This is a genomic window from Halorientalis salina, from assembly GCF_005049285.1.
In the GTDB taxonomy this organism is placed as follows: Archaea; Halobacteriota; Halobacteria; order Halobacteriales; family Haloarculaceae; genus Halorientalis; species Halorientalis salina.
Window position 1 is genome coordinate 118,072 of the sequence record NZ_SOSC01000005.1, and the last position, 20,936, is coordinate 139,007.

The window sequence follows — 20,936 nt, forward strand, 5'->3', positions numbered from 1 at the left end:
GGTCAGGAGTCGGCCGCAGTGACAGCGGGCGTCCCGCGAAACTGACGGTGGGCCGACGCTTCGACGTGTGGCTTTCGCTCGGTTTCGCCTGTCTCGGAGACGATTCGTGCGGGTTCCGCCCCGTTTCGGTCCGTAAGCTCGTGTTATGCCAGCCGTTCCGTCGGCCGCTCGGCACAACCGGTCGCTGTGAGAGCCTCGCGCGGTGGACCGCTATCGTCTCAGTCGACGGTACAGTTGCGGGGGAGACAGGTAGTAGGGTAATCCTTACCGTTGCGCTCTTTACCGGCAGAATCCTCCGGCTACGAAGAGATGGAACGGTCCGGACCGAGGTGGCTCGTCTCGAAGGCGTTCAGGGAGCGGTTGGCGGTGAAGCTCGCAGTCTCACTGGTGGTGTCCGCGCTCGTTTTGGGGGCGTTCGGTATCGGTGCGACGCTGCTGATCCGAGAGGACGTGAGCGGGACGGTGACCGAGAAGTACACCAGTATCGCGACACAGGAGAGCCAGACGCTCGAACTCTGGCACGAGAACAACCAGGCGTTCCTGCAGGCAGCGAGCGCGACCCAGGACGTACAGAGCGACGACCGGGCGACGGTCCGCGCGTTCCTGCAGTCACAGAAGAACGGACGGGCTGACCGGATCCAGAACCTCCATTACGTGAACCGGACGAGCGGGACCGTCGAAGTCAGCACGAACGGGGACATCGAGGGACTGGCGTTCGACCGGATCGACGCCCCGTGGACGGAACTCGGAAACCGATCGATCAGCGGCGTGGCGACGACTGGCGTCTACCAGGGGAACGGGAGCGACGAGAACCGACCGCTGATCGCCTACGTCACACCGATCGACAGCGGCACCACCGGTCAGCAACCCCGGCTGCTCGTCGCGACTGTCCGGCCGTCGTCGTTCACTGAGCACGTCCAGAAACGGCCGGACACGCGGACGATGGTCGTCGATGGGGACGGGCGCGTGGTCTTCGCACACCGACCCGCGACACTGAGTGAGTACGCGTCCGATCAGGCGAGCAACGCACCCGCCGACCGCGCACGGGCGGGGGGACCGTCGGCGCCGGGGGCACTGCGAGCGCCGGCTTCGACGACGGTCGCCAACGCGCTCGGGGTTCAACCCGGCACTGACGTGTTCGTCGGCTACGATCAGGTGGCCGGTACCGACTGGGTCGTCCTGGTCCACACACCGGCCAGCCGAGCGATGGGTCTCGTCGATAACATCACCGAGTTCGGGCTCCTCGCGACCCTCCTGGGCGTCGGCCTCGTCGCGTTCGTCGGGTACTACCTCGGGAAGGACCTCACCGAAGCCATCGAGCGGCTCGCCGGGAAGGCGAAACGCCTGGCAGCAGGGGAGTACGACGTCGACCTCTCGACGAACCGCACCGACGACATCGGCCGGCTATACGGGAGTTTCGAGCGGATGGCCGCCGCACTCAGTGCGCGCGAACAGTCGCTGGGGTCCGAACGTGACCGGCTCGGGGCCCTGTTCGAGAACTCGACGGACAGTATCGTCCAGGTGGACATCCGCGGGGACGAACCGGAGATCGTCGACGTCAATCGCTGCTTCGAGAAGCGCTTCGGCTACGAGCGCGAGGACGTCGTCGGGGAGTCGTTGATCGACCTCATCGTGCCGGCCGAGTACGCGGGCGAAACCGGCGAGATCCTCCACGGGGCCAAACACGGCGACCCCGTCGAGCGAGAGGTCCTCCGGGAGACGGTCGACGGCGAGCGGGCCTTTCGCTTCCGCTTCGTCCCGATACGGAGCGAGGACGAAATCGATGGGGAGTTCACCGAAGGTTACGCGGTGTACACCGACATCACCGAGCGCAGACAGACCCGGGAGCGTCTCGAAGCCGCCAACCGGAGTCTCCGCGACCTCCACGAGGTCACGACGGACCGGGGGGACTTCGAGGCGACCACGGAACGGCTGCTCGAACTCGGCTGTGAGCGGTTCGACCTCGACCTGGGTATCCTCTCGCACGTCGTGGACGGGCAGTACGAGATCGCCGATGTCGTCGATCCAGCCGGAACGATCGCCGACGGCGACGTCTTCGACCTGGGGGAGACGGTCTGTGACATCACCCTCGGGAGCGACACGAGCAACGTGGTCACCCTGCCGGACATCGGCGCGACCGAACACCGGACACACCCGGCCTACCAGACCAGGATCGCCGAAGCGTACATCGGGACACCCGTGGTCGTCGACGGCGAAACGTACGGGACGGTCAACTTCTCGAGTCAGTCACCGAAAGACGGGGCGTTCACCGAAAGCGAGTGTGAGTTCATCAAACTCCTCGCCCAGTGGCTCGGCGTCGAACTCGAACGCCGGCAGCGAGAGCGGGAACTGGAAGTCGCCGAGGCGCTCTTCGAGAACACGCAGGACCTGCTTTTCGTCAACGAGGTCTGCGAGGACGGCGAGTTCCGGATGGAGCGTGTGAATCCGGCCTTCGAGACGGAAACCGGGTTCACGAACGCGGACGTTCGCGGACAGAATCTTCGGGAGGTCTTCGGCGACGACGAGGGACGCGCGATGCGGGAGAACAACCGCGAGTGTCTTCGCCGGTGTGAGCCCATCAAATACGAAGAAGAGGTCTCTGTCCGCGACGAGGAGCGGTTCTGGGAGACGCGACTGGCACCGGTGGTCATCGACGGCGAGGTCGCACAGATCGTCGGCGCCTCGGTCGACATCTCCGAACGGAAACGCCAGGAGGAAGAACTCGAACGCCAGCGCCACCTCCTCGAACGGACCCAGCAACTCGCACACGTCGGCGGCTGGGAATTCGATGCGGCCTCAGAGACACACCGATGGACGGACGAAGTCTATCGCATTCACGGGCTACCACAGGACTACGAACTGACACATTCGGAGTGGATCGAGTTCTACCATCCCGACGATAGAGCACTGATCGAGGATGTAGTCGAGCGCTGTATCACCGACGGCGAACCCTATGATCTGGAGATACGGGTGATTCTCCCCAGCGGCGAGACACGCTGGCTCCGCACACGGGGACAGCCGTGGTACGACGACGACGAGATCATCGGTGCACGAGGAGCGGTCCAGGACATCACCGACCGCAAACGCCACGAGGAGGAACTCGAACGCCAGCGCACGCTCCTCGAACGGACCCAGCAACTCGCCGACGTGGGCGGCTGGGAACTCGACATCCGGTCCGGTCACCCCTACGACGTGCAACTCACGGACGAGCTCAAACGGATCCACGAGGTGCCGCTCGACGAGCCGTTCGACATGGCGAAAGCGATCGAGTTCTACCACCCCGAAGACCGACCGCGCGTCAGCGCGGCGGTCGAACACGTCATCGAGACCGGCGAGCCCTACGACCTCGAAGCCCGGCTCATCACGGCCACGGGCGGCGAGCGCTGGATCCGGACGAACAGCGAGCCAGTGTTCGCCGACGGGGAAGTCATCAAGCTACGGGGTGCACTCCAGGACATCACCGAGCGCAAGGAGCGCGAGCGGAAACTGGAAGCGACCACCGAACGGCTCGACTCGGTCGTGTCGAACATCCCGGTCATCCTGTACGCTATCGATCCCGACGGGGTCTTCACCCTCTCCGAGGGGAAGGGGCTGGCCAAACTCGGGCTGGACCCCGGCGCGGTCGTCGGCGAGTCGATACACGACGTCTACCCGGACCACGCGGAGATCCGCCACGACATCGAGCGGGCGCTGGACGGGGAGCGCCCGACGGTGACCCGCGAGGTCGATGGCGTGGTGTTCGAGAGCACGTATCAGCCAGTATACGACAGCGACGGCGAACTGACGGAAGTGATCGGGGTCTCGTTCGACGTGACCGAGCGCAAAGACCGCGAGCAGGAACTGCGATGGCAACAGCACCTCCTCAAACAGACCCAGCAGCTGGCAAACGTCGGCGGCTGGGAACTCGACATCCGGAGCGGGGCCCCGTACTCGGGGATGGTCACGGACGAAGTCAATCGCATCCACGAGGTGCCCCCGGAGGCGGAGTTCGACATGGAGGACGGAATCGGGTTCTACCACCCCGAGGACCAGCCGCGCGTCCGCGCGGCCGTCGAAGGTGTCATCGAGACCGGCGAGCCCTACGACCTCGAAGCGCGGCTCATCACTGCACGGGACAACGAGCGCTGGGTCCGGACGGTCGGAGAGCCAGTGTACGAGGACGGCGATCTCGTCACGGTTCGGGGTGCGTTCCAGGACATCACCGAACGCAAGCAGCGCGAACTCGCACTGGAATCGCTCCACGTCGCGACCCGGGAGTTGCTGCACACCGAATCCGAGGAGGACATCTGCGACGTCGTCGTCGACATCGCCGAGGAGATCACCGACGTTCCGGGCGTCGGCCTCTACGTGCTCGATAGCGAACACAGCGAGTTCGTTCCGGCCGCGTTCACGGCGGGACTTATCGACCTCTGTGACGGCACGCCGTCGCTGCCGATGGGGGACGAGCAGTCGCCCGCCTGGAACGCGTTCGTCAGCGGAGAGACGGTCCCCGTCGACGCGACGACCATCCCGTGGTCCGGTCGCGACGGATCACAGGAGACCGAGACTCACACGACTACGCGGGCAGATCCGGCGGAGTCCCGAACGCCGCCAGCCGATCGCATCCGGAACGGGCTGTTCGTGCCGGTCGGGGACCACGGCGTCCTGGCGGCGCTTTCCGCGGACGAGGGGGCCCTCGACGCCGGTACCCGACAACTGATCGAGACGCTCGTCGCGACGGCGGAGGCCGCCTTCGACCGCCTCGAAAGCGAAGCGAGCCTCCGCGAACGGGACGTGCAACTCCAGGCACGGAACAGCAGACTCGGTCGGCAGGTCCGGATCACCGACATCCTTCGGAGCATCGACCAATCGCTGATCGACGCCACTTCCCGCGCGGAGATCCAGACCGCCGTCTGTGATCGACTGGTCGAAAGCGAGATGGTGTCGTTCGCCTGGATCGGCGAACGGGACCCGACCGACGAGACGATCCGCCCAAATACCTGGGCCGGGGACGGCCACCGCTACCTCGACACCGTGTCGCTGGCCAGCAGCGACGAACCCGCAGCGCGGACGGCCGAAACGCGGACACCGACAGTCGTCTCGAGCGTCGTCGACCGCCTCCGATCCGAGCCCTGGCGGAAGGTCGCGCTCGAACACGGGTTCCAGTCGGTCATCAGCGTCCCCGTCAGACACGGCGAGTACACCTACGGCGTCCTGACGGCCTACGCGCCCGAGCCGAACGCGTTCGGCGATCTCGAACGGCCGGTGTTCGTCGAACTCGGCGAGACCGTCGGGAACACGATCAACGCCGTCCGGACCAAACAGGCGCTGTACGCCGACAGCGTGACGGAGCTGAAACTCCGGTTCACCGGCGAGGAGTCGCTCCTGTTGAAGCTCGCGACCGAGGCGGACTGCCGCGTGGCGTTCGACGGAGTCTCGACTGACGGGGGCGACGAGACGCAACTATTCTTCAGCGCCACCGGGGCGGACCCGGAGGCGGTAACCGCGATCCTCGGCCGACTCGTGGTCGCCACCGATCCGAGAGTCATCAGCACGAACGAGGACGGGGCGCGCTTCGAGGCCACCATCTCGGACGGACTGCTCGCCGCGACGCTCGTCTCCCAGGGCGTCAGCACCCGCTCGATGGTCGCGGAGAACGGGACGCTCGACGTCGTCATCGACGTGTCGCGCCAGACCGACATCAGGGAGTTGGTCCAACTGCTCGAAGACCGGTATCAGTCGGCCGAGTTGGTCGCCCGGCGGAACGTCGAGCGGTCCCTCGGAACGAAAGCCGACCTCGTCGAGTCGCTCCTCGAGGAGTTGACCCAGCGCCAGCGCGAAATCCTCATGACGGCCTACTACAGCGGCTTCTTCGAGTGCCCGCGGGAGACCACTGGCCAGGAGATCGCGACCATGCTCGACGTCTCACAGCCCACCGTCAACCGGCACCTCCGCCTCGCCCAGCAGTCGCTGCTCGATCAGCTGTTCGATACCGAGTACGAGACCCCGGTAGCCACAGCCTAAGGGAGTGATTCGTCCCGCTTCCGCTGTCTGCGGTCCGAGGCGAGCGTATATGTATTGCCCCCGGATCGGCGGGCGGGGTATACACGTACCGGCCAGCCATATCGGTAACAGGACCCTACCGCAGGGTAGCCGGGGCACGGGGCGACACCGCTCGTCCCGACCCCGCATCAACAGATGTTACAGAACACACTCACCGACTCGTCGACACACCTCCGAGCGAGTCTCCTCGAAGCGAACCGCGCACTGCTGGCCGCAACCGGCGTCTCGACCGCGCCAGCCGATGGGACCGACCGGGGACCCGAGAGCGTCGAACCGGCCGCCGATCTCCCTGGCTGGGACGTAACGACCGACATCGCCGACGACGAACGGCTCAGCGTCGGGGACAGTATCGAGTTCGCCAAGACCGTCTCGGACGCGGACGTCAGGCGATTCGCCGCCGCGAGCGGCGACACCAACCCAATCCACTTAGACGAGGACGCCGCGAGCGACACCCGGTTCGGAAACCGCATCGCCCACGGCCTGCTCGTCTCGGGACTCATCAGCGCCGCACTGGCCCGGCTCCCGGGCGGCGTCGTCTACCTCTCGCAGGACCTGGAGTTCCACAACCCGGTGGCCGTCGGCGACCGGGTCAGCGCCGACTGTTCGATCGTCGAATCCCTCGGCGACGACCGCTACCGGCTATCGACGACCATCAGTGACGACGACGGCGTCGTCGTGGACGGCGAGGCAGTGGTACTGGTCGAACGCGACAGCACCGCCGAGTAGCCACTGAGACGTACGGAGAACCTCCCTTAACGCGAGAGGAACCGCGCCCCGTGTCGCCGTTTCTGTAGCAGGTAGACGACCGCCGCAACGAACCCGAAGAGCCCGCCCGCAGCCAGAAAGAAGCTCGGCTGGCTGATCAGCGTGAACACTAGCATGATCGCCAGCGGAATATAGTAGGTCCAGCTGGGCGTCCAGGCGGTCGTCTCCGATCCGTCCGCAGCCGCGTCCTCGTTCTTGTCAGTTCCCGAGTTCTCACTGTTTTCGGCGGCGATGGCGTGGGCGACCCGTTCGTGATAGACGTGCTGGGCAAGGAACACCGGTGACATCCCGGCAACGATGAACGAGAACAGCGGTCGTTGCACGACTATGAGCATCGGGATCGCGAGTACAGGAAGCAGCAGTGCCGCGAGCGCGTGTATCTGCCAGGGAATCGCCCGCCAGACGGGCAGCAAGACGGTTATCCGCGGGAGCGACGGTAGCGAAACCGACGGCGACTCGACGGTCGCAGTCCCCCCATCGGACGCGGTCGCCGCTGCCGTCGCCGGCGTACAGTCGTGGTCGTCGGGTAACCGACAGTCCACGCAGAAGGCGTTCCCGCAGTCGTGACAGTCGTATGTGGTATCCATCCCCTCCCCACACTCGGCACAGGTCCCCATACATCGTTAAATTCGGATAATATCGTATGAATCTTTCCACCGCTCCTTGAAAAACGTGGTCTCCGTGAGCCGTAGGCGAACGGAGGCTCGGAAGACGCGTCGCGTCTTCCGGTGGCGAAAAAGACGCGAGCGACAGAGTCGCTCGCGTGAACCGCGCGCCTGCGGCGCGCGGATGCTGGTCTAGTTCTCGCCGTTGACTTCGCCCTGCAGCGTCGAGAACTCGGCGACTCGCTCGGCGTGGGCGTTGTGCTGGTGGATAGACTCGTCGTTGGACTGTTTCATCGTCACGATGGCGTCCTCGGGGAGGTCCGGGAACGCGTCGACGACGCCCTCGGCCATCGAGCGCACGCAGTCCTCGACGAACTTGGCGTCCTTGTGTGACTCGTAGGTCATGTGGTCCTCGTCGGGCCGTTTGGCCAGATTGTAGATGCGCGCGCTCATCGAGTCGCGGGCGACCCGGATGATGTCGTTCAGGTCCGCTTCGGGCGCGCCCTCGCTCTCGATGGTCAGCGTGGCGTGACCTCGCTGTGAGTGGCCCGGTTGCGGGACCTCTTCGAGGAACTCGTCGATGACCTCGTCCTCGACGTTCAGGCCCCGCAGCGTCTCCCGAGCGCGGGAGGTGCTCATCCCTTGCGAGCAGGGGCAGACGGTCATCCCGGTGACCCGGGCACCGATCTCCTCGGTGGTCCCGTCCTCGGAGGCCGTCGCCGAGGCGATGATGTCGGCCGTCGACTGGGTGGGCCGCTCGCTCGCGGGCGTCTGCTCGCGCGTGACGTACTCGGCTTCCATGCGGACTTCGGCTTTCGTCGTGTAGTCGTGTTTATCGAGGAGTCGCTCGGCGACCTCGCCGCACACGTCCTCGACGCGATAGGCCTCCTCGGCGACGGCGGCTTCGAGCGTCTCGTCGATGACCTCCATGTTCCGGGACATGTCGGCCCCTTTCCGCCAGGAGGGGAGATCGACGAACACCGAGAAATCCGCCATGAGGACGATAGGGTGGTCGTCCGCCCGACCGAGTTTGACGAGTTTCTCGACGCCGGTGACACCGACGCGGTTGAGGCCCACGCTCACGTCCGGACTGGACGCCTGGACGTCCGGCAGTTGCTGACTCATTAGCACTCTCTTCGGGCCGAGCGACCGTTAGTGCTTTCGAAAAGAGATTTTCTCGTGTCGCCAGTTTTCGTTCGTGCTCGCCGAGACGACCCGACTACGAGAGTTCGGCTTCCTCGGTGTCCATCTCGCCCTCGACACCCGCATCGTCGGTCGGCGGTTCGGCCTCGGGCAGTCTGATCGTCACCACACTGCCCCGGGGTTCGTTCTCGTCGATGGCGATGGTCCCGCCGGACTCGGTGACGATCCAGTTGATGATCCAGAGTCCGAGGCCGCTGACGTGGTCGAGTTGGGTTTCCCGGCCGCGCAACAGCACTTCGCGTTCGTCCTCGTGGATGCCGGGGCCGTTGTCGACGATCACGATCGCCACGTCGCCGCCGTCGGTCCGCCGGACCGACACCGACACCTCGATCAGCGGGTCCGGGTTGTCGTTGTGTTCGATGGCGTTTTCCAGCGCGTTCCGGATCGCCGAGTCGACGAGTTCGATCGCGGAGACGTACATCGACTCGGGGAGGTCCGTCTCGATGGAGAGGTCAGGGCGTTCGTCCTCGATGTCGGCGACGACCTCGCGGACGGCCGCTGCCACGTCGACCGGACAGGGATCGACGTTCTCCCCGTCGAGAGCCTGCTCTATCTCGCGGACCTTCGCACTCAGGTCCACCATCCCGGAGACGTGTTTCTGGATGGCCTGCACCCACTCGGCGTCCGGGTGGTTCTGCATCCCCAACTCGGCGTAGCCGAGGATGACGTTCGCCTCGTTGCGCAGGTCGTGACGGAGCGCTCGGTTGAGTACGTCCAATCGCTGTTCGCGCTGGCGGCGCTCGGTCACGTCCCGCAGGCTGACGAGCGTCCCCGTCAGGAGCCCGGCCCCGCGACGGAGCTGCGTGATCCGAACGTCGTAGTGGCGAAGCGTCCCGTTCTGTCGCAGCGCGACCTCCGTCCGCGTGTCCCCCGTGTGCAACTCGTCGGTGGCCGGGGTCCCCAGCGCGTCGGCGAGATCCGGAACGACTGCGTCGAGCGGTTCCCCGAGGAGGTCAGCCTCCGTTTCACCGGTGAGCTGGCGAGCGCGTTCGTTGAAATCCGACACGTGGCCCCGGTCGTCGAGGACGAACACCGCCTCGATGAGGTTGTCCATGAGTTCGTCACGGGCGACCTCGCGTGCCACGGGGACGAGTTCGAGCAGTTTGTGGCGGTAGACGGCGACGAGGAACGTCACCGAGGTCACCGAGAAAGCGATCGGCGTCGGGTCGAACGGGACCGTCAGGAACCCGGACAGGTACACCGCGTTGCTCACCCACGGTGTGAATACCCCCACGAGAACCGCGACGGTCTGGCTCCGATAGACAGTGGTCGAGACCAGCAGCATCCGGACGAGAAGGTACGTCGCGACTACGATCAGGAGATACGAGTAGGCGCTGTGAACCCAGAACCAGGGACCGTACTGGATGGAGAGCGAAGCGATGCCGCCGGTCTCAACGAGCGTCCGCCGGGTCCACATCAACCCGTGGATCGAGTTCGTCCAGACCACGACGAGCGTGATCGCCGGCATCACGAGCAGCGGCACCGGCCCGTAGCGGGTCAGTCCCACGTCGTGGCTGGTGTATTCGACAGCGAAGTAGAGCAACGCGACCGGGAGGACGACGATACCGAAAAACATCGTGTTACCGAACAGGCGTAATCCGGACGGGTCGGTCCGGGCGACGCTGATCGCAGCCCCGCCCGCCCAGATGGCCGTGGCTACCGAGAGTACGGACAGCGGTACCGCACCCGGCGTGTCACGGTGCCGGGACGAGAGCGCGCCGACTGCCAACATCAGTACTGTCACAGCGGCAAACAGCCCCGTGAGCGGCGTCTGTTCCCATCCCATGTGAGCCAGCGACGACTATGACGTCGAATCGAGGGAGTCGAAGTCGGGTTCCGGCATCCGGAACAGCGCCCCGAACTCCCCCTCGTCCAGATCCATCACGGCGTCGTCGAGTTCCGCCTCTAATTCGTCGATCTGTTCGGTCAGCGCCTGGTACTCCTCGTTGGTTTCGAGCGCCGACTGGCTCTTCGAGGTCTGCAGTGCGGCCCGTTTCGAGACCAGCGAAAAGTACTCCTGGAACGTGTCGTCGTACGACGTGTAGGTGAGCAGCCGATCCACCGTCTCGTAGAGGTCGTCCCGAGACACCGGCTTGACGACGTAATCGTCGAACCCCATGTCCAGAATGTCGAAGTCGGGGTCGACCGCCGTTACCATCGCGACCCGACAGTCGTACCCTTCGTCCCGAATGTGTTCGAGGACCTCGTCGCCGGACATCCCCGGCATCCGTCGGTCCAGCAGGACGGCATCGACATCCTCGTCCAGCGTCTCGACCGCTTCCGACCCGTCGTAGGCCGTCCGGACGTCGTATTCGTCCTGAAGGTGGGCCGCATACACGTCCGTGACCGCAGATTCGTCGTCGACGATGAGGATTGTTGTTTCGCCCAAACCTATCCACTCACGTTAGCAGGTCGCAAAGAAGGAGCAAAAAGTTTCCGCCCGCTCCTCAAAACTGAAAATCACGCCGGAGGAGCGCGCTTCGAACCGGGAACCGGCGATCCGGGCGACTGTCGACAGCTGTCGGTGACAGGACAGGTCACGACCGGATGCCGGCCACGGCGCCTAGCGGTCGGCCGGTTCGGGTGACGGGGATCCGGTGCCGTGGAGTTCGCGGAAGACGGCCTCGAAGTCCTCGTCGTCGAACTGCTCGACCGTCGCGTCGAGTTCCTCGCGAACCTCCGTTCGACGGACGGCCAGATCGGCGAACTCCTCGCTGGCCTGGAGTTCGGCCGTACTCTTGTTCGCGAGGAGGGTCGCGTACTTCGTACTGAGCGCGTAATAGGCCTGCAGTTTCGACTCGTATTCGGCACAGACCAGCAGGCGCTCGATGGTGTCGGTCAGGTCGTCACGGGAGACGGGCTTGATGACGTAGTCGTCGAAGGGCATGTCGATGATGTCGAAGTCCGGGTCGACGGCCGTCACCATCGCCACCCGACACTCCATCCCCATCTCGCGGATCTCCTCGAGCACGTCGTCGCCCGACACGCCCGGCATCCGCCGGTCGAGCAACACCACGTCCACCGAGGGCGTCAGTTTCTCCAGTGCCTCCCCGCCACTGTATGCGGTTTCGACGTGGTACTCGACCGACAACTGGGCCGCATAGGCGTCAGCCACGTCGGGTTCGTCGTCCACCACCAGTACGGTGGGGAGGTCACCGGAACTCATCAGGCTAATTTTATTCCACAACGGAAGCATAAGGGTTCCGGGTGTTTCGAGCCGGGAAATCACCCCACCGAAACGCTCATCCTGCCGATCACCGCCCTCCCCCAACGACCGCGCCCAACAGTTCGAATGAGAGACGGTATTTTTGCGATTCCTGGATGCGGTCCGAGAGGTCACTCCGTGACGATGTCGTCGTATCGCGCCCCGGTCTGTTTCAGCGTCTCAGTGGAGTAGAGGCGCTCGTGGTCACAGGGGAGATACTCGGCCGTGAGCTCGTCGATCTTCGCGTCGACGGCCGCCGATTCGCGACCGTGAATCATCGTAAAGAGGTTGTACGGCCAGTCCTGCTCGGGCCGGCGCGGACGATGGTAACACAGTGTTACGTACGGCAGCGACCCCACCGTCTCACCCCACTCGTCCAAGTTCTCGTCGGGCACGTCCCACACGACCATACAGTTGCTGTCGAAGCCGGTCGCGACGTGGTTGACGACGCAGCCGATGCGTTTGATACAGCCGTCCGAGCACAGCCCGTCGATCGAAGCGAGCACGTCAGTCACGTCGGCGTCGACTGCCGCGGCGATGTCCCGATAGGGCGTCGCCGACAGCGGGAACCCGTCCTGTATTTCCAGGAGCACTCGGCGGTCGAGCGCCGAGAGGTCGGCCGCGGCGTCCTCGCTGATCCGCGTGGCGGAGGCGTCGGTTTCGGCCAGCGACTCCCGCGCGAACCTGTCGGCGTTGACCACCGGGAACTCCAGGTCGATGTAGTAGTCGGTCAGCATCGGCAGGACGAGCACGTCGAGGCCGGTTTGGGCCTCGATATCGTCGATGATGCGGTCCCGTGCCTCGTGAGAGCCGGCGGTCACCACGAACCACATGTTCCACTCGTGGTCGCGGCGGTAGTTGTGGTTGACCTGGCGGTGGTCGTTGATGGTGGCCGCCACTTCGTCGAACCGGTCGTCGGGCGCGGAGACGGCAGCGAGCGTCGACGATCCGATGACTGGCGGGTTGAGAACGGCCCCGAACCGGCGGAACACGCCCTGGTCGCGGAGGGCCTCGACCCGCCGGAGGGCGTCCGTTTCCGTGACGTCCAGGTCGTCGGCGACGGCGCGGAACGGGCGTTCGGCGACCGGAAAGCCGCTCTGGTACCCGTCGATGAGCGCCGCGTCCACGTCGTCTAGCCCGTCGCGCCAGTCGCCCGACTGGAGACTCATTGCCCGATCCAGGGAGTCGGCGCGTGTAATCCTGTCGTTTCATACTGCCGGACAGAAATTGTCGCAACCGATGGTTGTCGAGCGGGCAGCAAGCCACGATCTGTCTGCCCGAGCATCGATCCGGTGTTCACGTACTTCTGTCCGACAGTAGCAGGACGACGGGATGGGTGCGACCGACGCGAAACGGGGGACAACTATTCGTGGCAGCCCCGAGCAGTGGGGGTATGCCCCGGTATTTCGAGGACATCGAGGTCGGCGAAACGTACGAACACGGCAGTCAGTCGGTCACCAAGGAGGAGATCGTCGAGTTCGCGGAAGAGTTCGACCCGCAACCGTTCCACGTCGACGAGGAAGCCGCCGAGGAATCGGCCTTCGGCGGCCTCGCGGCCAGCGGGTGGCACACGGCGGCGATGTGTATGCGCCTGCTCGTCGAGGTGATGGACGAGGCCGACTGGGCGTCCCAAGGCGCGCGCGGCATCGACGCGCTGCGCTGGATTCGCCCGGTCCGCCCCGGCGATACCCTCTCAGTCGAGGTCGAGGTCGTCGAGAAACGCGTCGACGAGGACGACCCGACGATCGGACACGTCGACAACGAGCTCACGGGGTACAATCAGGACGGCGACGCGGTCATCTCCTGGGTCGGCCTGGGGATGATCGAGCGCCGACCCGACGAGGGGTAACTCACCGGCGTGTTTCGCGGGTATCCTTTCCACTCGCTTTTCCACTGGCGTCGGGATCACAGCGGTAAAGGAAGGGTAATCTACAGGCTTTTGCTCGCGGCGGCCGACGGCGCGTAAGTGGCCGTCGCTCCCGACCCGTCCGAGGTGTACGAACGGTCGGCCGAGGAGGGAAAGCGGCGACTCGACCAGTCGCTGCTCGAACTCGTCGCCACGAGTTTCATCGCCGGGTTCACGATCGTCTTCGGCATCGCCGCGCTCGGCATCGTCGAGGCGGCCTTCGAACCGCGGTTCGAGAACCTGTCCGGCGTGGCCGGGGCACTCGCGTTCGGGAGCGGGGTCGTGTTCCTCGTCGTCGGCCGGGCCGAACTGTTCACCGAGAACTTCTTCGACCCGGTCGCGGCCGCCATCGAGAACCCCGACTCGTGGCTCGTCCCGCAGCTCCTGCGGCTGTGGAGCGTCACGTTCGTCCTGAACCTCGTCGGTGGTGGCATCCTCGTGTTCGTCATCTCGGTCGAGGGGACGCTCCCACAGGGTGGTGAACACGCGCTGGAGCAGTTCGCTGTCGAAACCGTCGAGCGGGAGCCGATGACTGGCTTCGCCAAGGCCGTCACCGGTGGCGCGCTCGTGACCCTGCTGTCCTTTCTCCTGGCGGCCGTCAACAGCGTCAGGAGCCGCATCACGATCTCCTATTTCGTCGGATTCCTGCTCGCACTCGGCCCCTTCGATCACGTTATCGTCACGATGCTCCACGTCCTCTTCGGCGTCCTGGTCGGCGCGGCCATCGGCGTGGGGGCGCTAGCCGAAACGACTGCCGTCGTGACCGCTGGCAACATCGTGGGGGGACTCGGCCTGATGACGCTCTCACACGCGGCCCAGGCGAAAGGAGCCCGCGACGCCGGGGACTGATCCCCACTGCGAGTCGCCAGTTTCGCAGGCTATTTCGCGCTGGCGGCCCGAGCACCGCGTATGGCGAAAGCGACCCAGGAGTTCGGCGAGTGGCCGATAAAACGTCTCAACACGGAGGTCATCGCGTCGGGGCCGAAATCCGCCGCGGACATGGACCGCGACCAGGCCCGGGAGGCCTTCGAGCGCATCCTGGCCGACGAACCGGACCCGACGACGCTGGGCGCGTTCTGGCTGGCCAACCGCTGGAAGCGAAACACCCCGGAGGAACTCGCGGCCTACACCGACGTGATGCGCGAGCAGTCGGTCGAACCCGCCGAACCGGACGCCGACCCCGTCGACTGCGGGGCGAACTACGACGGCAAACACTCCACCGCGATACTGGGCGTCGCCGCGGGCGTCGTCGCGGCCGCCGCTGGCACGCCCGTCGTCGTCCACTCGGGCGACCGCGTCCCGACCCAGAAACTCGACGCCTACAAGCACGTTCTGGACGAGTTGGGCGTCCGGACGGAACTCGAACCAGAAGAGAGCGCGGACATGGTCGACGAGACCGGCTTCGGCTTCTACTACCAGCCGGCGTTCAATCCGGTCGTCGACGACCTCTGGGAGCGCCGGGACATGATGGGCGTCCGGACGTTCGTCAACACCGTCGAGACGCTGGCCAACCCCGCCAACGCCGACGTGCACCTCGGGAGTTTCTACCACCTGGCCTTCGCGGAGAAGATCGTCGACACCTTCCGCAACCTCGAATCCCAGGACGTGAGCCGCGTGCTCATGTTCCAGGGCCAGGAAGGGTACGACGACATCCGGCCGGGATCGACTGTAGTTGCGGAGTGGTCGGACGGTGAGGACCTCGAGGACTTCGAGATCGAGACCGCCGAGTACGGCATGGACTTCGAGGGCGAGGACCTGGAGGTCGACGACATCGCGGCGGACTCGGCGACGATCACCGAGGCGGTGCTGGCCGGCGAGCGCGACGATCAGTTCGCCGACGCCGTCGCGGTCAACGCCGCGCTCCGGATGTACGCGCGCGAGGACATCGATTCGCTGGACGAGGGGCTGGAGACGGCCCGCGAGACGATCGAAAGCGGCGACGCCGAGGCGGTGCTGGACGAACTGCGAGGGTTCTGAGGGTCAGGCGGGCGTCTCCGCCACTTCTTCGGTCAGTTCGTTCGATCCACGTCCGAGGAACACGAGCCCCATCCCCGTCGTCAGGAGGTTCACACCGAAAATTACGCCGAGGCCCCACTCGGCGGTCGATGGGAGGCCGGCCCACAGGAGCGCGGCGAACAGCAGCGAGAGGAGGCCGCTGAACACGTTCCACTCCCAGTTGGGTTCGTTTCTGACGGTAAAACTCATCAGGACGAGCGCGAGCCCCTCGACGGCCAGGAACGCCACGAGCAACACCTCCAGCGACGCCAGCGTGAGGACCGGATTGGCCATCAGTACCATGCCGGACCCGGTGTAGACGACGCCGACCAGCGCCTGCACGAGCGACCCGCTCCAGTCCGAGGCCGAGAAGGCGTGGGCGAAGTGGAGGACGCCGCCGACGATCAGGACCGCCCCGAACAACAGCGCCAGCGAGATCTCGGTTACGAACGGGAACGCGATGGCGAGCACCCCAAGCAGGGCCAGCAGGACGCCGATGGCCTGCAGGGTCCGACGCTTGTCGTCGGTCACCGTCGACAGCGTCGTGTCCGTCTCGGTTGTCTCCGTGCTCATGTGCGTGCCCAGGGTCCCCAATCAGGTAAGGAAATTCACGATGAACGACTGTCTTCGATAGGATTGGGCGACGGTCACCTGCCAGTCGGTTACGGGTCGGCGGCGACGGGCAGTCATACGGACTGCTGTAAGTCATTTCCGCATCGACCGCCCGAAATCGGGCGGTCGTCGCGGTACACAGTTACAGCAAACCGTATCAGGCGTTCCCGGTCGGTTGCCAGACCCGCACCAGGCCGAGACAGCCGAGCAGGGCGACCGAGAATCCCACGATGCTGGCCCCGTCGTCGCCGAGTACGCCGCGAAGCGCCGCCCAGACCCCCGCGATGACGGCGAGGACGGCGAGCGCGACGCCGAATCCCCAGAGCGCGGCGCGCCCCGGACTGTACTGGCGGGGGAGTTTGCTGTAGAGGTAGGCCGGGAGGAGCCCGACTGCCAGCGTCGTGAGGAAGACGGCTCGCGTGCTGCCGCCGGCGAGTCGGTCGAGCGTGACGACCGCCGGCAGGGCCAGCACGAACGCGGCGACGAGGATCGCGTTCGTGTCGGTCACCCACTGCTTGCCGCCCGCAGTCCTGTCTGCGCTCATAGCTCGTGAGAGCAGCGGCGAGGTGAAAAAAGGCGCTACTCCGACCGCGACGGCCCCGGCGGCAGCAGGCTTATCGGTACTGGCCACATCCGTCGGGCCATGACCGGTGACCTCTCGACCGGGGTCGACCTGCTCGACAGCGCCATGGGCGGTGGCGTGCCACCCGGCAGTCTCGTCGCCCTGACCGCCCCGCCGCGCGCCCAGAGCGAACCCCTGCTCTACGAGATGGCGGCCGCGAACCCGACCCGCTACCTCTCGACGCTGCGCACGAGCGAGGAAGTGACCGAGGCCATCACCGCCACGCTCCCCTCGACCTCGGGGGTCAGCATCGACGTCCGCGCGGTCGACGGCGACGAGATCCTCGCCAACCCCGAGCAGTCCCTCGGGAGCTTAGACTCGCACTCGCTGGTGATCATCGACCCGACGACGGAACTCGAACAGGGCGACCGCGAGCGCTACCGTTCGTTTCTCGACACCTGCAAGCGCGCGCTCCGGATGACCGACAGCGTCGGCCTGTTCCACTGCCACGAGAACAACCCCGCCGTGTTGCGCCGGGACATGACGCTGACCCGCGCGGACCTCGTCTGGGACGTCTGCGTCGAGGTCATCGACGACAACGTCCGCACCCGGATGGCCATCACCAAGTTCCGGGGCGGGACGCCCTTCGGCCTGGTCGACCTGAACTTCTCCGAGGGCGGCGTTACTGCCGACGCGCGTCGGTAGGTGTGGCCGCCGGAAGGGGACCAGACACCAGACTTTTCCCCTGACCCGCCGGAGGGAATGCCATGAGTGACCTGACTGCGACACTGCACACCAGCGAAGGCGACATCGAGGTCGACCTCTTCGACGAGCGCGCACCCAACACCGTCGAGAACTTCGTCGGCCTGGCCGAGGGCGCCGACGACTACGAGGGCACCGAGGTCGGCCCCGGCACCGGCGCGTGGGAGGACCCCGAATCCGGTGAGAAGCGCGTCGACCCGCTGTACTCGGACATCCTCTTTCACCGCATCATCGACGGCTTCATGATTCAGGGCGGGGACCCGACCGAGACCGGCAAGGGCGGCCCGGGCTACACCTTCGACGACGAGTTCCACGACGACCTGCGCCACGACGGCGCGGGCAAACTGAGCATGGCCAACCGCGGCCCGGACACCAACGGCTCGCAGTTCTTCATCACGCTGGACGCCCAGCCCCACCTCGACGACAAACACGCCGTCTTCGGCGCGGTCGAGGAGGGAATGGAAGTCGTCGAGTCCATCGCGTCAGTGCCGACCGACGCCCAGGACAAACCCCAGGAAGAAGTCGTCCTCGAATCCGTCGAGATCCACGAATAGTACCGAGCGGTCGACAGCTATTTTTTCTGATAGGAGCCCACGACTAAGGCCCTCAGGCCCGTCCGTCGAGTCATGTGCCGGAGCGAGCGCCCCATTCGAGTTCGGTACCCCCTCCGCGCGATTCGTGGACACAACACGGGCGTTGATACGTCGTGAGCACCGCGTCCGACGGCGGGTTCGACCGGAAACGGGTGGGGTTGTGGGTCGTCTTTCTCGTCTTGCTGGTGGGGGCGCTGGTCGTCGCCTGGCAGTACGTCGGCACGCTCATGCTCGGCCTGTTCGCCTATTACGTCGCCCGACCGGTGTTTCAGCGGTTCCAGCGACGGATTCCCTCGCGGACGCTAGCGGTGGCAGTGACCCTGCTGGTCGTGGCACTGCCGGTCCTGTTGCTCGTCGGGTGGACGTTGCTCGTCGCCGTCGAGCAACTCTCGGCCCTTCTCGGAGGCGGGTCGGCGGACCAGTTCGGCGACCTGCTAGAACCGTACATCGGGACGGCGCTCTCGGTCGAGGACCTGGAGCGCAACGCCAGAGCCGTCCTCGACGATCCCTCGCAGTTCGATCGGCTGAACCAGTCGGCTACCGCAGTGCTTTCCGCCCTCCTCGACTCGCTGGTATCGGCGCTGACCGCGCTCATCCACCTGTTCATCGCGCTCATCGTGGCGTTCTACCTCCTCCGGGACGACCACCGCCTCGCGGCGTGGGCGCGCGAGACGTTCGTGACGCCCGACGGCGTCGTCGACTCGTACCTGGTCGCCGTCGACAGCGACCTCCAGACGGTCTTCTTCGGCAACATTCTCAACGCGTTGCTGACCGCCGTCCTGGGCGTCGTCACCTACAGCGCGCTCAACCTCGTCGCGCCCGCGCCCGTCCGGATCCCCAACCCGGTGTTGCTCGGCCTGGTCTCCGGCGTCGCCAGCCTCGTGCCGGTCATCGGTATCAAACTCGTCTGGGTGCCGATCAGCGCGTACCTGCTCGGGACCTCACTGGTGGTCGACCCCGCGACGACGTGGTTCGTCGCGCTCTTCGCCGGCGTCTCCGTCGTCGTCGTCGACACCATCCCCGACCAGTTGCTCCGCCCGTACGTGAGCGGCCGGACGCTCCACGTCGGTGCCGTCATGCTCGCCTACACCATCGGCCCGCTGCTCTTTGGCTGGTACGGCATCTTCCTCGGACCGTTCCTGCTCGTCGTCGGTGTCGAGTTCGCCCGACACGTGTTCCCCTGGCTCGTCGACCCCGAATCCGCACCCGAAACGCGTCGGCCCGAACCGACGTTTGCGGCCGAGGTAAGCCAGACACCCGCAGACGCAACCGCTCCGGCGGACGACGAGGTGGTGACGGGGGCGGATCCCGACACCGACACGCCGACCGAATCGGTGGACGCGGACGGGCAGGGAACGGCATCGGCAGAAACGGAATCCGAGTCGGATATCGAGGACGGGACGGCCGGCGAGGAGTCCTAGAAGCCCGCAACCACTGGACAGGCAGGCTGAAACTATCCTTTTGCCACTGCTAGTACATCAGTCAGGGTGTCCGTTGCATAGTGGGTACCCGTTCCCGACCGATCGTCCGGGTATCCGATCCACGCGCGCTACCGACTTCAGCCATGAATTCCGATAACTCAGACGACACGACCGAGACGGATTCGTTCGACGAGCCGACAGAACCGCAGTCGAATCACACCCCAGGGGAGCCGGGCCGCGAGGCGCTCGCGGCCAACCGAACGCTCGTGATGGCGGTCGGCGTCCTCGTCGCCCTGCTGGGCGTCGTGGCCATCCTCTCGCCGTTCGTCACCGGAGTCGCGCTCACGCTCGTGTTCGGTGCTCTCCTCGTTGCCGCAGCCGTCTTTCAGACGGCCTCGGCGGTCGCCGCCCGGGGGTGGAGCGGCTTCGCCTTCGGCGTCGGGCTCGCGGCCCTCTACGCCGTCGCAGGCGTCGTGTTGCTAGTGAATCCCACCGTCGGACTCGTGACGCTCACCTTCCTGCTGGGGCTGTACTTCCTCGCGGAGGGTATCATCCAGTTGCTCATGGGCCTGCGAGTCCGTGAGAACGACAACTGGGGCTGGATGCTGTTTTCGGGCATCGTCTCGCTGTTGCTCTCCTCGCTGGTCCTGCTCGAGTTCCCCAGCAGCGCCGAGTGGGCGGTCGGCCTGCTGTTCGGCGTGAACCTGCTGACGACCGGCGTCGCGATGGCCTCGCTGGCGATGGCCGCCACGCCGGAGCCGGCCACGACGACGACGGGCCCAGTCGAAGAAGCCGGTACCTGAACCCGAAGCGACAAACGAAAGGTCGGTGGCTCCGAACGGTCGGTATGGCCGACGAGGACGAGCCCATCGACCCGAGCGAGATCGGCGAGCAGGACGCGCCGCCAGTCGCCGAGAAGCCCTACAAGATCGTCTTCGAGGCGAACAAGTGCTTCGGCGCGGGGAAGTGCGCCGAGGTTTCGGAGAACTGGAAGATGGACATCTCGACGGGCATAGCCAAGCCCGAGACCTACTTCTTCGACGAGTCGGAGCTGGACCACAACGTCAGCGCCGCCGAGGCATGTCCCGCAAAAAAGGACGTGGGCGTCATCCACGTTGTCGACCGCCGGAGCAACGAGGAGATCGCCCCCGATCCCCACGGCGACGGCACGCTCAGCGTCGACTGGTGAGAGGGTCGTCGAGCGTCGTGGTTTCGGTCGGTTAGCCGTCGAGCGTCCCGTCGCGGTAGTTCGGAGCCGTCTCCTG

18 protein-coding genes are annotated in these 20,936 nt (G+C 65.7%); 10 read left to right on the forward strand and 8 right to left on the reverse strand.

The features are described from left to right. Nucleotides 1-309: 309 nt before the first annotated feature. Together E2481_RS11340 and E2481_RS11345 are read left to right on the forward strand one after the other, a co-directional pair. The gene (locus E2481_RS11340; RefSeq protein WP_136717265.1) at nt 310-6,003 is read left to right on the forward strand and encodes a PAS domain S-box protein; all 5,694 of its coding nucleotides are present in this window, start codon (nt 310-312) and stop codon (nt 6,001-6,003) included. A 174-nt stretch (nt 6,004-6,177) separates the two neighbouring features. Beyond that, entirely contained in the window at nt 6,178-6,768 is a 591-nt protein-coding gene (locus E2481_RS11345; protein ID WP_136717266.1) for a MaoC family dehydratase, read from the forward strand. A gap of 26 nt (nt 6,769-6,794) precedes the next feature. Here E2481_RS11345 and E2481_RS11350 read toward each other — a convergent pair whose 3' ends face one another. From E2481_RS11350 to ahbB, 6 genes are all read right to left on the reverse strand, one after another. Then, nucleotides 6,795-7,424 carry an AN1-type zinc finger domain-containing protein gene (locus E2481_RS11350; protein ID WP_136717267.1) on the reverse strand — a complete coding sequence of 210 codons (630 nt, stop codon included), beginning with the start codon at nt 7,422-7,424 and terminating at the stop codon, nt 6,795-6,797. Between the two features lie 180 nt (nt 7,425-7,604). After that, nucleotides 7,605-8,537 (reverse strand): GTP cyclohydrolase MptA, encoded by a 933-nt coding sequence (gene mptA, locus E2481_RS11355; RefSeq protein ID WP_136717268.1) that lies wholly within the window; start codon nt 8,535-8,537, stop codon nt 7,605-7,607. Nucleotides 8,538-8,631: 94 nt separating this feature from the next. Next, entirely contained in the window at nt 8,632-10,401 is a 1,770-nt protein-coding gene (locus tag E2481_RS11360; protein ID WP_136717269.1) for a sensor histidine kinase, read from the reverse strand. Between the two features lie 15 nt (nt 10,402-10,416). After that, a complete protein-coding gene (locus E2481_RS11365; protein WP_284070555.1) occupies nt 10,417-11,004 on the reverse strand; it encodes a HalX domain-containing protein in 588 nt (195 codons plus the stop codon). 174 nt (nt 11,005-11,178) lie between these two features. Next, nucleotides 11,179-11,781: a response regulator gene (locus E2481_RS11370; protein ID WP_136717270.1), complete on the reverse strand. Its 603-nt coding sequence runs from the start codon at nt 11,779-11,781 to the stop codon at nt 11,179-11,181. 170 nt (nt 11,782-11,951) lie between these two features. Continuing rightward, nucleotides 11,952-12,989: a siroheme decarboxylase subunit beta gene (gene ahbB, locus E2481_RS11375; protein WP_136717271.1), complete on the reverse strand. Its 1,038-nt coding sequence runs from the start codon at nt 12,987-12,989 to the stop codon at nt 11,952-11,954. Nucleotides 12,990-13,213: 224 nt separating this feature from the next. Between ahbB and E2481_RS11380 the strand changes: the two genes are divergently transcribed. The 3 genes from E2481_RS11380 (at nt 13,214) to E2481_RS11390 (ending at nt 15,703) form a co-directional block, all read left to right on the forward strand. Beyond that, the gene (locus E2481_RS11380; RefSeq protein ID WP_136717272.1) at nt 13,214-13,669 is read left to right on the forward strand and encodes a MaoC family dehydratase; all 456 of its coding nucleotides are present in this window, start codon (nt 13,214-13,216) and stop codon (nt 13,667-13,669) included. 117 nt (nt 13,670-13,786) lie between these two features. Next, nucleotides 13,787-14,575, forward strand: a complete 789-nt coding sequence (locus tag E2481_RS11385) for a formate/nitrite transporter family protein (RefSeq protein ID WP_136717273.1) — start codon at nt 13,787-13,789, stop codon at nt 14,573-14,575. A 60-nt stretch (nt 14,576-14,635) separates the two neighbouring features. Then, nucleotides 14,636-15,703: an anthranilate phosphoribosyltransferase gene (locus E2481_RS11390; RefSeq protein WP_136717274.1), complete on the forward strand. Its 1,068-nt coding sequence runs from the start codon at nt 14,636-14,638 to the stop codon at nt 15,701-15,703. A 3-nt stretch (nt 15,704-15,706) separates the two neighbouring features. Here E2481_RS11390 and E2481_RS11395 read toward each other — a convergent pair whose 3' ends face one another. Together E2481_RS11395 and E2481_RS11400 are read right to left on the reverse strand one after the other, a co-directional pair. Then, on the reverse strand, nt 15,707-16,294 hold the full coding sequence (locus tag E2481_RS11395; RefSeq protein WP_136717275.1) for an HdeD family acid-resistance protein: 588 nt from the start codon (nt 16,292-16,294) through the stop codon (nt 15,707-15,709). 196 nt (nt 16,295-16,490) lie between these two features. Then, nucleotides 16,491-16,877 (reverse strand): hypothetical protein, encoded by a 387-nt coding sequence (locus E2481_RS11400; protein ID WP_136717276.1) that lies wholly within the window; start codon nt 16,875-16,877, stop codon nt 16,491-16,493. 99 nt (nt 16,878-16,976) lie between these two features. On the opposite strand from E2481_RS11400, the gene E2481_RS11405 reads away from it, so the two are divergent. From E2481_RS11405 to E2481_RS11425, 5 genes are all read left to right on the forward strand, one after another. After that, complete coding sequence (locus E2481_RS11405; RefSeq protein WP_136717277.1) at nt 16,977-17,600, forward strand: RAD55 family ATPase; 624 nt, start codon at nt 16,977-16,979, stop codon at nt 17,598-17,600. Between the two features lie 62 nt (nt 17,601-17,662). After that, the gene (locus tag E2481_RS11410) at nt 17,663-18,211 is read left to right on the forward strand and encodes a peptidylprolyl isomerase (protein ID WP_136717278.1); all 549 of its coding nucleotides are present in this window, start codon (nt 17,663-17,665) and stop codon (nt 18,209-18,211) included. A 152-nt stretch (nt 18,212-18,363) separates the two neighbouring features. Continuing rightward, a complete protein-coding gene (locus E2481_RS11415; protein ID WP_136717279.1) occupies nt 18,364-19,671 on the forward strand; it encodes an AI-2E family transporter in 1,308 nt (435 codons plus the stop codon). A 143-nt stretch (nt 19,672-19,814) separates the two neighbouring features. Further along, a complete protein-coding gene (locus E2481_RS11420) occupies nt 19,815-20,474 on the forward strand; it encodes an HdeD family acid-resistance protein (RefSeq protein ID WP_136717280.1) in 660 nt (219 codons plus the stop codon). Between the two features lie 44 nt (nt 20,475-20,518). Then, the gene (locus E2481_RS11425; protein ID WP_136717281.1) at nt 20,519-20,860 is read left to right on the forward strand and encodes a ferredoxin; all 342 of its coding nucleotides are present in this window, start codon (nt 20,519-20,521) and stop codon (nt 20,858-20,860) included. Nucleotides 20,861-20,936: the final 76 nt, after the last annotated feature.